General features: G+C 71.8%; 12 protein-coding genes, 1 pseudogene and 1 riboswitch. Of the genes and pseudogenes, 9 read left to right on the top strand and 4 right to left on the bottom strand.

Translation table 11 applies throughout. The features are described from left to right. The first annotated feature begins 184 nt into the window (after positions 1 to 184). Positions 185 to 346, top strand: a riboswitch (cyclic di-AMP (ydaO/yuaA leader). Between the two features lie 4 nt (positions 347 to 350). After that, positions 351 to 1,265: a peptidoglycan DD-metalloendopeptidase family protein gene (locus ACIRP7_RS23965; protein WP_403663006.1), complete on the top strand. Its 915-nt coding sequence runs from the start codon at positions 351 to 353 to the stop codon at positions 1,263 to 1,265. 258 nt (positions 1,266 to 1,523) lie between these two features. After that, positions 1,524 to 2,309: an SGNH/GDSL hydrolase family protein gene (locus tag ACIRP7_RS23970; RefSeq protein WP_352382485.1), complete on the top strand. Its 786-nt coding sequence runs from the start codon at positions 1,524 to 1,526 to the stop codon at positions 2,307 to 2,309. A 92-nt stretch (positions 2,310 to 2,401) separates the two neighbouring features. Here the strand turns inward: ACIRP7_RS23970 and ACIRP7_RS23975 are convergent, their stop codons facing one another. Together ACIRP7_RS23975 and ACIRP7_RS23980 are read right to left on the bottom strand one after the other, a co-directional pair. Further along, a complete protein-coding gene (locus tag ACIRP7_RS23975; protein ID WP_403663009.1) occupies positions 2,402 to 3,010 on the bottom strand; it encodes a TetR/AcrR family transcriptional regulator in 609 nt (202 codons plus the stop codon). A 48-nt stretch (positions 3,011 to 3,058) separates the two neighbouring features. Then, positions 3,059 to 4,237, bottom strand: a complete 1,179-nt coding sequence (locus ACIRP7_RS23980) for a Glu/Leu/Phe/Val dehydrogenase dimerization domain-containing protein (RefSeq protein WP_403663012.1) — start codon at positions 4,235 to 4,237, stop codon at positions 3,059 to 3,061. 176 nt (positions 4,238 to 4,413) lie between these two features. On the opposite strand from ACIRP7_RS23980, the gene ACIRP7_RS23985 reads away from it, so the two are divergent. From ACIRP7_RS23985 to ACIRP7_RS24015, 7 genes are all read left to right on the top strand, one after another. Further along, positions 4,414 to 5,601: an MBL fold metallo-hydrolase gene (locus ACIRP7_RS23985; protein WP_403663014.1), complete on the top strand. Its 1,188-nt coding sequence runs from the start codon at positions 4,414 to 4,416 to the stop codon at positions 5,599 to 5,601. Positions 5,602 to 6,580: 979 nt separating this feature from the next. Continuing rightward, complete coding sequence (locus ACIRP7_RS23990; protein ID WP_403663017.1) at positions 6,581 to 9,295, top strand: ATP-binding protein; 2,715 nt, start codon at positions 6,581 to 6,583, stop codon at positions 9,293 to 9,295. Between the two features lie 68 nt (positions 9,296 to 9,363). Then, positions 9,364 to 9,798 carry a roadblock/LC7 domain-containing protein gene (locus ACIRP7_RS23995; protein ID WP_403663019.1) on the top strand — a complete coding sequence of 145 codons (435 nt, stop codon included), beginning with the start codon at positions 9,364 to 9,366 and terminating at the stop codon, positions 9,796 to 9,798. Between the two features lie 2 nt (positions 9,799 to 9,800). Further along, positions 9,801 to 10,172: a DUF742 domain-containing protein gene (locus ACIRP7_RS24000; RefSeq protein WP_037716095.1), complete on the top strand. Its 372-nt coding sequence runs from the start codon at positions 9,801 to 9,803 to the stop codon at positions 10,170 to 10,172. Further along, the gene (locus ACIRP7_RS24005; RefSeq protein WP_007386183.1) at positions 10,150 to 10,749 is read left to right on the top strand and encodes an ATP/GTP-binding protein; all 600 of its coding nucleotides are present in this window, start codon (positions 10,150 to 10,152) and stop codon (positions 10,747 to 10,749) included. The genes ACIRP7_RS24000 and ACIRP7_RS24005 overlap by 23 nt, the downstream gene beginning before the upstream one ends. Positions 10,750 to 10,807: 58 nt before the next feature. Continuing rightward, positions 10,808 to 11,386: a GAF domain-containing protein gene (locus tag ACIRP7_RS24010; RefSeq protein WP_403663022.1), complete on the top strand. Its 579-nt coding sequence runs from the start codon at positions 10,808 to 10,810 to the stop codon at positions 11,384 to 11,386. A gap of 57 nt (positions 11,387 to 11,443) precedes the next feature. Next, the gene (locus ACIRP7_RS24015; protein WP_403663025.1) at positions 11,444 to 12,043 is read left to right on the top strand and encodes a TetR/AcrR family transcriptional regulator; all 600 of its coding nucleotides are present in this window, start codon (positions 11,444 to 11,446) and stop codon (positions 12,041 to 12,043) included. Here the strand turns inward: ACIRP7_RS24015 and ACIRP7_RS24020 are convergent. Both ACIRP7_RS24020 and ACIRP7_RS24025 read right to left on the bottom strand, forming a co-directional pair. After that, positions 12,040 to 12,633 (bottom strand): GPP34 family phosphoprotein, encoded by a 594-nt coding sequence (locus ACIRP7_RS24020; RefSeq protein WP_403663028.1) that lies wholly within the window; start codon positions 12,631 to 12,633, stop codon positions 12,040 to 12,042. The genes ACIRP7_RS24015 and ACIRP7_RS24020 overlap by 4 nt on opposite strands. Positions 12,634 to 12,646: 13 nt before the next feature. Next, a pseudogene (locus ACIRP7_RS24025) lies at positions 12,647 to 13,585 on the bottom strand (YbfB/YjiJ family MFS transporter); the annotation flags it as partial. Position 13,586 lies beyond the last annotated feature (1 nt).

The raw sequence follows: 13,586 nt of genomic DNA on the forward strand, positions 1-13,586 counted from the left end.
GCAGGTTTTCCAAGGGGATTCGGGTCGGGAGAAGGGCGTCCGATTCACGCAGGGTGACCGGTAATTCTCATACGGGATCAATGGGAACGCAGGCAAAGGGAACCCTTCACTTGTCCCTTTGCGTCTTGCTCGCTTACGTTCACCCCCGATCCGGTCGGACGCCCAATCCTGCCGCCGAGCGGATTCCCCACACTCACCCACCCGTGCAAGGCAGGAGCGGGGGACCCACAGGTAAAACCGCCTGTTCCGGTCTCCGGAACGGCTTGGGGTTAAGGCGCGTCCAGGCGCGTCCGGGCATCTCCAGCCCGCACCCGACAGCTCACCTCGCAGGCGCCGGAGAGGAATTCGTCATGCCCGCGAAGGGTAAGCACCGCCGTCCGAAGTCCCAGCGCTTCACCCGTTCGATAGCCGTCGCCGGAACCGGGGGCGCCGCGCTCGCCCTCCCGCTCATGGGGGCCACCGGCGCGCACGCCGCCACTCCCCAGTCCGTGTCGGAAAAGGCCGTTCAGTCGCTTCCGGTCGCGCAGAAGTCCGCCGAAAAGACGGCCGCGAAGAAGACCTCGACAGTGCGCACCTATTCGGTGCGCGTCGGCGACTATCTTTCGAAGATCGCTGATGAGCAGAACGTCAGCGGTGGTTGGAAGAAGCTGTACGCCGACAACCGTTCGGCGATCGGAGACGACCCGTCGCTGATCCATCCCGGTCTGAAGCTCTCGATCGGCAAGAAGGCCAGGACGAGCACGACGAAGACCGAGTCCTCTGCTTCGTCCTCGGCGAAGACCGAGAAGGCCGAGTCGAAGAAGTCCTCCTCGAACTCGACGGCCGCCACCCAGAGCGCCGCCACCACCAGCTCCAGCGGCTACACCCTTCCGGTCACCGGCGCCACGATCGGCACCGGCTACCGCGTGGCGGGCAGCATGTGGTCCAGCGGCTACCACACCGGCGTCGACTTCGTCGTCCCGACCGGCACCTCGCTCAAGGCCGTGGCCGCGGGCACGGTCGTCTCCGCGGGTTGGGGCGGCGCCTACGGCAACCAGGTCGTCATCAAGCTGAACGACGGCTACTACGCGCAGTACGCCCACCTGTCCCAGCTCTCCGTCTCGGCCGGCCAGACCGTGACCGAGGGCCAGCAGATCGGCCTCTCCGGCGCGACCGGCAACGTCACCGGCCCGCACCTGCACTTCGAGATCCGCACGACGCCGGACTACGGCTCCGACGTGGACCCCGTCGCCTACCTCCGCTCGAAGGGTGTCGCCGTCGGCTGACGATCCTCCTGTGCCACCGGAGGCCGGACCCCGATCCCCGGGTCCGGCCTCCGGTGTTTCCTCATGATCACTTCGTTGCGTTCTTGTGGCGGTCGCAACGTCAACATTCCTGATGATGGGCCTATTCCTGGTTTGGCCAACACTTTAGGAGTGGCTTATCTCACCGCCCGTCAAGCTCTTCTTACGGTCGCGTAGGTCACATTCGAAGGTGAATCATGAACGGCTGTGGCAGACGATTCGAAGAACGACAGCAGCTCAGTGATCGGGTCGTACGTGGCGGTGGGGGACAGCTTCACCGAGGGCGTCGGCGACCTCGGCCCCGACGGGGCGTTCGTCGGCTGGGCCGACCGGTTCGCGGTGCTTCTCGCGGACCGGCGGCCCGAGGGCGATTTCAGGTACAGCAATCTCGCCGTACGCGGGAAGCTCCTCGACCAGATCGTCGAGGACCAGCTTCCGCAGGCCGTCGAACTGGCACCGGACCTGGTGTCGTTCTGCGCCGGCGGCAACGACATCCTCCGGCCCGGTACCGACCCCGACGAGGTCGCCGAACGCTTCGAGCGGGCCGTGGCCCGGCTCACGCAGGCGTGCGGCACCGTCATGGTGACGACCGGCTTCGACACCCGTGGTGTGCCCGTGCTCAAGCATCTGCGCGGCAAGATCGCCACGTACAACGGACATGTGCGGGCCGTCGCCGACCGGTACGGGTGCCCGGTGCTCGACCTGTGGTCCCTGAAGACCATCCAGGACCGGCGGGCCTGGGACGGCGACCGGCTGCATCTCTCCCCTGAGGGGCACACGCGTGTGGCGCTCCGTGCGGGACAGGTGCTGGGACTGGAGGTGCCGGCGGATCCCGACCAGCCCTGGCCGCCGCTTCCCCCGCGCGGGCCGCTGGACGTGCGGCGGGACGATGTGCACTGGGCCCGGGAGTTTCTGGTGCCGTGGATCGGGCGTCGGCTGCGCGGCGAGTCCTCCGGGGACCACGTGACGGCCAAGGGCGTGCTGTCGCCGGACGACATCAAGAGCCGGATCGCTCCGGTGGCCTGAGTCGTGTGCGAGGCCGGTGCCGGGCGGGACGGATCTCGCCCGGCGGCCGCCGTGAGGCCCTCCGCCCGGGCGACCCGGCCCGCGTGTCGCAGCTACTCGGACCTCGTGCCGTCCAGGCCGAGTTCCCGTGCCAGGGCCTCGTCCACCCACTCCTGGGCCCGGGACCTGGCCACCGCGCCCGCGTAGGACGTCAGTTGGACGGCCAGGCCGTCCAGGAGGGCGGTGAGGCGCAGGGCGGTGGCTTCCGGGTCCGGGCAGGAGAACTCGCCCGCGGCCACGCCCTCGGCGATCACCTCCGTGAGCGCCGCCTTCCAGCGTCTGTCCAGGTCACGAATGACCTCCTGGAGCGCCGGCTCACGCAGGGCCACCGCCCAGCCCTCGATCCACAGCCGCCAGCCCTTGGCCTGGCCTGTCGGGGCGTACCAGCGCACGGCCGACCGGAGCCGGCGCAGGGCGCTCGTGCGGCGGCCGAGGAGCTTGCGCAGATGGGCCAGGTCGTCCTCGGCGGCGTAGGTGAAGGCGGCGGCGACCAGCTTCTCCTTCGTGGAGAAGTGATAGAGCACCAGGGCGTTGCTCACCCCGAGCGCCGAGGCCACGTCGGCGATCCTGACGGCCGCGACGCCCCGCGTCTCGATCTGCTCGATGGCGGCCCGCAGCAGCTCCTCGCGCCGCTCCGCCACTGTCAACCGCACTCTCGCCACGGGATCACCCTAGCCGTCCCCCTGCGGGTCCTCGCGCGTCGGGCCAGGTCAGCGGTACCAGCCGAACCGCTCCGCGATCACCGGCAGCCGGTCCGCGACCAGTGCGTGCGCGGCGGCGCGCGGTGAGGTGCCGTCCGCCTCGGCGCGCGCCAGCAACTGCCCGACCAGGGCGCGCATGGAACGTCCAATGTGCGCGAAGGCCTCGTCCGGATCCGCGCCGATGTCGCCGAACAGGGTCCACCACCACCAGGCGTTCGTCCCGGAGTTGACCACGACGTCCGGCAGTACGGTCACCCCGCGCGCGGCCAGCAGAGCCTCCGCCGCGGGCAGGACGGGCATGTTGGCCGCCTCGACGATCCAACGCGCCCGGATCCGTTCCTGGTTCCCGGTGTCGATCGCGTACGAGACGGCCGCAGGCACGAGTACCTCGGCGTCGAGCGACAGCCAGGCCTCACCGGGCAGTTCGCGGTCGGCGGGGCGCAGGGCGGAGCGGTCCACGGTGCCGTAGGCGTCCCGGGCGGCCAGCAGCGCCTCGACGTCGAGCCCTGCCGCGTTGAAGATCGTGCCCTTGATGTCGGCGACGGCCACGACCGTCAGCCCCGCGCGCGTGAGGAAGCGGGCCGTGGCCCCGCCCATGGTGCCAAGCCCCTGCACGGACACGCGCGTGCCCGCGTACGGAACTCCGGCCGCGTCCAGGGCCGCGAACGCCGACTCGGCCACCCCGCAGCCGCCCGCCAGCTCGTCGAGCCCGATGCCGTCCACCTCCGCGGCGAACGCGTCCGCGAGCCGCCGCCGGGCCACGGCCTCGTCGTCGAGCAGCGGATAGACCGCCTGGATCGAGGAGACCAGACCGGCCTCCACGGCCGCCCGGTCCACCAGGTCCTGGCTGAGACCGAGGTCCTCACCGGTCGTCCAGCAGCTTTCGACGTACGGCCGCATGGCGCGCAGGTAGCGCACGAGCAGGCCGTACGCCTCCGGGTCCCGGGGGTCGCAGTCGATGCCGCCCTTCGCCCCGCCCAACGGGACGTACCGGGCCGCGGGGTCGTAGTGCAGGGCCTCCTTCATGGTCATGCCGCGGGCGAGCCCGGTGACCTCGTCCAGCGTGCAGCCCGGGCGCATCCGCAGGCCGCCGCTGGCGACACCCCGCACCAGCCGGTCGACGACCAGGAAGCCCTGGCGGCCGGTGACGTGGTCGGTCCAGGTGAGCGACAGCAAGGGGGTGGTCACGCGGGCTCCGGGGTGGGCGAACGGCTACTGAACGGGCAGTCAGTATTGGCATCCGGGTACGCCCTGTCAACGTGATCCGCTTCCGCGGCGTCCTTGTCCATGTGACCGGGCAGACCCCGGCGCTGTCAGAGGGGCGGACCATAATGGGTGCCTCAGCGACTCCACATGGAGGTACCGTGACCGGCTTCCGTCCCCTGAGCTCCGGGCTCCGCGCGCTGCAGCCCGCGGCCTTCGGCGCGGACCCGAGCGGTGAGCGCATGGCGCGCATCCGCAGATCCCCCCACTTCGTGAACGGTGTCTTCCAGAACCCCGGCGGTACGGCCCGGACCCGTCCCGACGGTTCGGCGATCGACCTCGCCAAGGTCTTCTTCGACAGCGAGGGCCGCCGGCAGCGGGCTCCCGAAGGCCGGATCCCGGTACACGCCACGACGCTCGCCGACCTCTCCAAGCCCCCGGCCACCGGGCTGCGGCTCACCTGGATGGGGCACTCCAGCGTGCTCGCCGAGATCGACGGGCGGCGGGTGCTGTTCGACCCCGTGTGGGGTGAGCGCTGCTCCCCGCTCCCCTTCGCCGGGCCCAAGCGGCTCCACCCCGTGCCGCTGCCGCTGGCCGCGCTCGGGCCGGTCGACGTGGTCGTCATCTCCCACGACCACTACGACCACCTGGACATGCCCACGATCAAGCAACTGGCCGGTACGGACACCGTCTTCGCCGTGCCGCTCGGGGTGGGGGCCCACCTCGAGCACTGGGGAGTGTCCGCGGACCGGCTGCGTGAGCTGGACTGGCACGAGTCGACCCAGGTCGCCGGACTGACGCTGACGGCCACCCCGGCCCGGCACTTCTGTGGACGGGGACTGCGCAACACCCAGCACACGCTGTGGGCGTCCTGGGTCGTCTCCAGTGGGGAGCACCGGGTCTACCACAGCGGTGACACCGGGTACTTCGACGGATTCAAGGACATCGGCGCGGCCTTCGGGCCCTTCGACGCCACGATGATCCAGCTCGGCGCCTACTCGGAGTTCTGGCCGGACATCCACATGACACCCGACGAGGCGGTGCGGTCCCATGTGGATCTGCAGGGCGGGGACGCGGCGGAAGGGGTGCTGCTGCCGATCCACTGGGGCACGTTCAACCTCGCGACGCATCCCTGGGCGGAGCCGGCGGAGCGGACCATGCTGCTGTCCCACAAGGCCGGGGTCGCCATGGCCACGCCTCGGCCGGGGGAGCCGTTCGAGCCGGGGGCGGTACCGGTGGCCGACCCTTGGTGGCGGCGGGTGGCAAGGGCGCCGGCCGGGGGGTGGGCCGAGCTGCCTGCGGCTTTGGGGAAGCGGGAGCCGGAGCGGGAGCCGGTGGCTGAGCGGTGATGTGAGGTTGGGGCGGGGCGGAAGCCGGTGCGGGTCTTGTCTGCCCGCGTGGGTGGGTGCCGCTGACCCTGGTGTCGCAACGGTGGTCCGGGCAGGTGTCCCCGACTTCGCGGCGCGGCGCGGTGCGATGAACATCTCTGGCGGTGCACGCAGTACGGCCCGGACCTCGGCGCCGAGGTCCTGTGTCGGGGTGGCAGGGTGCCGGCCTGCCTCGGCGGACCCGGCGAGAACGCGGTAACTGGAGTCGCGCGTGCTTGCGGCCGGCACGGGTCGGGTCAGCCGGCCCCGAAGTCGGAGTGAGCGGACTGAGCACCCCGTCCGCCTGTCACTCCGGGGTAGTCGGCGCCGAACACCCTCGGCAGGACCAACGCCCAGCGCGGGGAGTGCCCGCGCCGTGGCTCGGGGAATGAAGCGGCCCGGTGGTGCGGCAGACCGACACAGTCAGTGACGGTCCGGAAGGTTTGGGCCAAGGGTCCGGGAGGGTGTCGGTGGGGTCGTCGTGCCCGAGGAACGGGCCGGGGTGACGACCGAGGCGCGCCTACGGCTGGAGTCCTCGCCGGTCATGTGTGAACGGTTCTGACCAGGGCTGATCGGTATTCACTCGTTCGAGAGTGCCCGGCCGATCTGCTTGTCGGTCTGCCGTGCGAAACCTCATACCAGAGCGGGATGCTCCCCGGGGCAGTTTGTCAAGTGCCGCTCGCACATGATGCTTTGGCGACTACTGTGAGTGTCCACCGGGCAGCGAGGGGTTGCAGTCTTCGGTTCTCTCGACCGGTACGCCATGACGCATGCCCACGGCGCTCAGCCGAGGTGCGGGGAGGAGGGAGGCGACGCGCCGGTGACCGACGACCATGCCGCGCAAGCCGCCCGGCGACCCGTCCCGACGCCCGCGGGGGCACGCGCCGCAGGCCGCCGATCCGGGCCGGCCGGCCCGGATCCCTCCGGCCAACAGGACCGACGGACCAGTACAAGGACACCGATGTCTCACCTCCGTGCACCTGCCGCACGCGCAGACCGCCGCGAGAGCGGGCGGCACGGGCGGCCGGTCACCCGCCCCACCCCCTCGCTGCCTGAGACGCACATACGGCCACAACTGCTGCGGCTTGCCGTGCTCCCGCCGATCGCGGTCGCCCTCAGCGGCTGCGCGGCCGTCCTGTTCACCGTCCGTTCCACCGGGGCGCATCCCAACCTCATCCTGTGGGCTGTCCTGGCCGGCACGGTCTCGGTGGCCCTCGCGGGTATCCTCATCGCCGCCGTCGCGGCCGACCGCGCCGCAAAGACGGTGGGCGACCGCGTCGGCGCGTTGCGCCGCAGCAGCGCGCGCCGCGAAGCCGACCTGCGGGCCCTGGTCGAGGGGCTGCGGCGCGGCGAGATTCCGCCGGGCCTCAGCCCGCGCAACGGTCCGCCCGACGACGCCGACGACCTCGAACTGCTCGCCGCCGACCTGGACCGCGCCCACGACGGCGCGGTCACCGCCGTCGTCCAGGCCGCCCAGCTCTCCAGCCAGGCCGGCAGCGAACAGAAGCTGGAGGTCTTCGTCAACCTCGCGCGGCGGCTTCAGTCGCTGGTGCACCGCGAGATCTCGATCCTCGACGAGCTGGAGAACGAGATCGAGGACCCCGACCTGCTCAAGGGGCTCTTCCACGTCGATCACCTGGCCACCCGGATCCGCCGGCACGCCGAGAACCTCGCCGTCCTCGGCGGTGCCGTCTCGCGTCGGCAGTGGAGCAACCCCGTCTCCATGACCGAGGTGCTGCGCTCCGCCATCGCCGAGGTCGAGCAGTACTCGCGGGTGAAACTCGTGCCGCCGATCGACGGCACACTGCGCGGGCATGTTGTCGCCGACGTCATTCATCTGCTGGCCGAACTGGTCGAGAACGCAACGGTGTTCTCGGCGCCGCACACCCAAGTGCTGCTGCGCGCCAACCTCGTGACCTCTGGGCTCGCCGTCGAGGTGGAGGACCGCGGGCTCGGCATGCCGGTCGCCGAACAGCACCGGATGAACGCCCTGTTGGCGGACCCGGACCAGGTCAATGTCGCAAGCCTGCTGGCGGACGGGCGCATCGGGCTGTTCGTCGTCTCGCAGCTCGCGAAGCGGCACGGGATCCATGTCCGGCTCCAGACCAATATCTACGGCGGCGTCCAGGCCGTCCTCGTCGTGCCGCAGGCGTTGCTGGGTTCGGCGCCGGGGGCGATCGGTGCGCAGCAGCCGGAAGCGGCGGGGACGGGCGGGGGTGCGGGGGCGGTCGTATCGCGGCTGGGTCCGGGTCATCCGCGCGCCGGGCACGAGCCACGGCACCGGGGAGCGCCCGCGGAGCCGCGTCCCGGTCTCAACGGTGGTGCGACACCGACGGCGGAGAGCGGCGTGGCGGTTCCGCAGGGCGTCGGGCCTGCGGGGAACGGCCGTGGGCCCGGACTGAACGGGAGTGGTCGCGCGCCAGGTGGCGGCGGAGGCGTACCGGTCGGCGAAGGGGCTGCGCCGGATCGCGGCGGGGCCGTGTCGAGCGGTGGGGTGCGTGGGCCTGGCGGCAGCGATCCCCTGCCGAGTGGCAGCGGGCCGTTCTTGAACGGCTCAGGGACACCGGGCAGCGGGGGAAGCGTCCCGCATGAGGGCGGGCGCTTGTCGGGCGGCGGTGGACAGGTGCCCGGCGGCGACGCCCTGACGGGCGGCGCCGGAGCGTTTCTGGACGGTGCCTCGGGGGTTCCGGTCGGCGGTGGGCAAACGTCCGGTGCCGACGCCCTGGCGAGTGGGGGCGGAGCCTTCTCGGACGGTGCCTCGCGAGTCCCGGGTGACGGTGGGCAAGTGCCTGTTGGCGACTCCCTGGTGCGTGGCAGTGGGTCCTCTCTGAGTGGTGGCTCGGCTGTACCCAGTGGTGGCGGGGGTGTTCCGGGCGACGGCGGGCAAGGGCATCGCGCGGGCGGGGCCGTGTCCGGCGGGGGCGGGTCCCCGGCCCGTGGCAACGGAGCGGTGGCCGATCGGCAACCCGGTCGTGGGAGCGGGCCGGAGGGAGCGCGCTCCGGGCGTCCCGGGCCGCTGCCCGTGCGTGGGGCCCGCGGTGCGCGGCCCACCCCCGCCGAGGCCGTGCCCGGGATCAGGCCCGACGACCGGCGGCTGGTCGCGGAGCACATCGCCGCGCCGCCCACCCCGCGTACCGGGACCGTGCGCGGCACCATGGGCAAGCCCCAACTGCCCCGCCGCCGCGCCCAGGAGCACATCGCACCCCAACTGCGCGGCGGACCGGCACCACGGCAGGACGCCGAGTACATCGCCGGCCACGACCCGGGGCTGATGGCTGCCTTCCAACGTGGGATCAACCTCGCCGAGGCCCAGCAACACGTGGAGCCGGAGCGCGGTGAACCGACCACGCCCTTGCCCTTGACGTCGCCGCGTATGGAGGCGGGCCACATGGACTCGGCACACACCATGGGCCGCCCCAGTGCGGTGTCCGCCGCGCCCATGTCCCGCCCCGCTCCGTCACCCGACCCTTCCGCCTCCTTCAACTTCGACAGCACCAGCGACAGCACGATCGACAGCGACATCGACTTGGATGCGAGCCACACGGACGCCACACACACGACCGACGCCGCCCCCCTCGAGGTAACCCCCATGGAGCGGCCCCACATAGCCGAGGCGCACGGCCTCGATCCCGACCCCACCACCCACCGGCACGACGGGAGCGCACCCGCCGGATGACCACCCCCGCGTTCACCCCACCCCCCAGCGCTCCCGCAGACCTTCGTACCTCAAGGAGTCGATCCACCATGGCGAGCGAAGCGCCGACCGGCCATGTATCCGATCTCGACTGGCTGATGAGCGGCCTCGTGCAGCGCGTGCCGCACACCAGCAGCGCGGTCCTGCTGTCCTGCGACGGGCTCGTGAAGTCGGTCCACGGCCTCGACGTGGACAGCGCCGACCACATGGCGGCCCTGGCCTCCGGCCTCTACTCCCTCGGCCGCAGCGCGGGCGTCCGCTTCGGTGACGGCGGAGACGTCCGCCAGGTCGTCGTCGAACTCGACTCGACGCTGCTGTTCGTGACCACCGCCGGCTCCGGCACCTGTCTCGCCGTCCTGGCGGGACGCGAGGCCGACGCCGCCGTGCTCGGCTACGAGATGGCGATGCTCGTCAAGAGCGTGCGCCCCTACCTGGTGACCGCGCCCCGGCGGCACGCCGTCGAATCCCCGGCGATGAGGCCTTGAGCGTGGCGGCGGCCGGCGACGGGCCCTGGCTCGACGACGCGGCCGGGCGGCTGGTGCGGCCCTTCACGGTCAGCAACGGCCGCACCCGGCCGTCCATCGCGTTCGATCTCCTTTCGCATGTGATGGCCACCGGTGCCACCCCCATCGGCTACCTCGGCCCCGAGCACGCGCAGGCGCTCGACCTGTGCCGCGCGCCCGTCTCGGTCGCCGAGGTCGCCGCCCATCTCAAGCTGCCGGCGGTGGTCACCAAGGTGCTGCTGTCCGACCTCGTCGACTGCGGGGCGCTGACCACCAAGCCCCCCGAGTTCACCCACAACCCGACTGACCGGGCTCTTCTGGAGGCAGTGCTCGATGGACTACGACGACAGCTCTGACCCCTTTCCCACCGCACTGAAGATCCTGGTGGCGGGAGGGTTCGGGGTAGGCAAGACGACCTTCGTGGGCGCGGTCAGCGAGATCGCTCCCCTCAGCACGGAGGAACTGCTCACCACGGTCAGCGCCGCGACCGACAGTCTCGACGGCATCGAGAACAAGGTCGAGACGACGGTGGCCATGGACTTCGGAAGGATCACCCTCGACCCGGAACACGTCCTCTACCTGTTCGGCACGCCCGGCCAGGAGCGGTTCTGGTTCATGTGGGACGAACTCTCCGAGGGCGCGCTGGGCGCGGTGATCCTCGCCGACACCCGCAGACTGGAGGACTGCTTCGCGGCCGTGGACTTCTTCGAGCAGCGCGGCCTCGGATTCATCGTCGCGATCAACGAGTTCGACGGGGGGTACCGCTACGACCCCGAGGAGGTCCGTGCCGCCATCGACCTCCCGCCGGAGATCCCGATCGTGCGCTGCGACGCCCGGATCTCCAGTTCCGGCGTGCAGACCCTGCTCACCCTCGTACGGCATCTCATCGCCCACAGCCCGGCACCCGCGCCGAGCCATGGCGCCCACATGTGACCCCCGCACACACCGCTACGGAGCCGCATATGACCGACGTCCACAGCGACGGCCGCCCATGAGCTACGACCCACCGCGCCCGGCCGGTCGACTGCTGCTCACACCGGAGGACAAGGAGGCCCCGGACCGGACGCGCCGGCTGCGCCTGCTCGGGCTCGGGCTGCATCCGGAGCCGGTGCTCGACGCCTTCGCCGAGCGGCTCGCCGAGTGCACGGGGGCGCCGTACGCGATGGTCAACTTCCTTGGCGAGAACCGGCAGTTCTTCGCCGGTCTGAGAATTCCCGCGGCCCGGCCGCCGGCGGCCGGCGAGGAGGCCAAGCCGGAAGTGGGCCGCTATATGGCGCGCGACCATGGGTTCTGCCCCCATGTGGTCGCCCGCCGCAAGGCGCTGGTGCTGGAGGACGTCCGTGACTACCCGCGGTTCGCGGGCAACCCGGTGGTCGACGAGTTCGGCATCCGTTCCTATCTGGGCGCTCCGCTCATCGACTCCACGGGGATGGTCCTCGGCACGGTGTGCGCGGCGGACGTGCAGCCGCGGACCTGGGGGAGGTCCGGCCTGGACACCATCAAGTCGTCCGCGGCGGAACTGGTCGCGCGGCTGGAACGACGGGAGGCCGACGGGCTCCCGGTGCTGTGACGGGCGGGACGGTCACAGCACCAGCCGACCGGTCCACTACCCACGTAGACTCGGAGTGTGGGACGTATCAGTGACGCCAGGCAGAAGATCCTCGGTGCCGCGGGCTCGCTCATCGAGGGGCGCGGCTATTCGGCGCTGGGCGTGGCCGAGATCTGCAAGGCGGCCGGGGTGCCGAAGGGCAGTTTCTACTACTTCTTCGAGTCGAAGGAGGCCCTCGCGCTCGCCGTCGTCGACGAGCACTGGGCGGCCCAACGGCGGGAGTGGGAAACCGTGTTGGGCACGGACGTGGACCCCCTGCAGCGGCTGCGCGGGCTCTTCGAGCAGACCGAGGCCGGTCAGCGTGCCGTCCAGGAGGGCTGTGGCACGGTCTCGGGCTGTCTGTTCGGGAACCTGACTCTGGAGCTGAGCAACCACGCCGAGCCGGTGCGCGGACGGCTGCAGGAGATCTTCGACGCGCAGGTCGACATGGTCGAGGCGGTCGTTGCCGAGGCCCGGGACCGCGGCGACGTCACCGTCTCGGATCCACGGGAGGCGGCGCGGGCGGTGGTGGCCCAACTGGAGGGCCAGGTGATGTTCGCCAAGCTCTACAACAGCCCCCAGCGCCTGAGCCCCCTGTGGGACAACTGCCGAGCCCTGCTCGGGGCCGCGGGCTCCTAGTAACCGCGCCAGACGTTGTCGAACGCGGCGTCCTCGATGACCCTCCGCTGGCGTACGGCCTCCAGTTCCATCACCGCGTCCCCGACCGCGGCCAGCACGGTGGCCGCTTCGTCGGTGAGCTCCCCGGCCGGTTCATCACCGATGCCGGCGGCGGACACCAGAGCGGCGAGGACGGGTTCGCCCGCCGTCCGGCGATCCTCGGCCTGCCGCCTGGCAGCCGAGTCCACCAGTTCCGCCCGCCCGGTCCGCAGCGGGATCCGGCGGCCCCGTGAGCGGGCCGTCAGCCCGGCCCGCTCCAGGTCGTCGACGTAGGCCGCGGACAGCCCGCGGCCCCGGCGCCACAGCCAGTCCTCGACCGACTCGTACGGCTCCTGCCGTACGAGCGCCTCGGCGGCCTCGTCCAGCAGACGGTCGCCCGTGGGGGACGGGGCCTGGGGCAGGATGCGGTCGCCGTCCAGGGCGAGGGCGCGGGCGTCGAGGAGGTCGAGCACCTCGGCTCCCGCGAGAACGAGCGAGAGATCTCCCTGCTCCACCGGCTTGTCGGCGGCCACATCGAGGACGACGATCGCGAGGTCCCGTGCGGTGGTCATCAGCGGCTCCGTGTCAGTTGGCCGGGTGCGGCGGTGAGTGCTCAGGGGCCGGCCTCGGCGGGCCGGCGTCCTCGGTCGATTCTCGCTGCTGCTCGGGCGCTGCGTGTCCTCTTACGACCATGTGGTGCGGGAAACCGATCCGCAGCATGGCGGCCGCAGCGGCCGCGACCAGGACCACGAGGGCGGCGAGCAGGAGGGCCCGGTGGTAGCCGTCGTGGAGCAGCGGGGCGACGACCAGCGGGCCCAGGATCTGTCCGACCGAGTACCCGGCGGTCAGCAGGGCGACCGAGCGGGGGAACCGCAGGTGCGCTCCGACGGCCAGGGCGAGCGAGCTGACGCCGAGGAACGTGGCGCCGAACAGCACCGCCGAGCCGAGAGCCGCGGCCGTACCGCCGACCAGGGCGGGCAGCGCGATGCCGGCCGCCTGGATCACGAGCGCCGTGAGCAGCAGTCCGGGGCGTGACCACCGGCGGCCCAGCCGGCCCCACAGCGCCGAGGAGGGCACGGCGGCCAGGCCCACGAGCACCCAGGCGCCGCTGCCCACCCGGCCGGGCGACTCCTGTCCGATGGCGGCGACCAGGAAGGTCCCGGCGACGATGTAGCCGACGCCCTCCAACGTGTAGCTGACGAACAGCGCAGCGAACCAGCGGTGCGTGCGGGGCCTCGCGCCGCTCCGGCCCGGGGCGCCGACGGGCGACTCCTGCGGCCGTAGATTCCACGAGGCGGCCGCGAGCAGCGTGGCCAGTACCGCGGCGGCCCACCAGGCGGTGCGCCAGTCGGCGACGGACCGCAGCACCAGGACCAGCAGGCCGGACAGCGCGATGCCGCCGCCCACCCCGCCGAACGCCCAGCCGGCCAGCTGCGGCGGGTGGTCCCACAGGTGGTGCAGGAGGGATCCGGCCGCGACGACGAACACCAGGGCGCTCGCCATGCCGGCCAGCAGCCGCAGCAGA

It is taken from the genome of Streptomyces sp. NPDC102270 (assembly GCF_044766405.1).
Classification (GTDB): Bacteria; Actinomycetota; Actinomycetes; order Streptomycetales; family Streptomycetaceae; genus Streptomyces.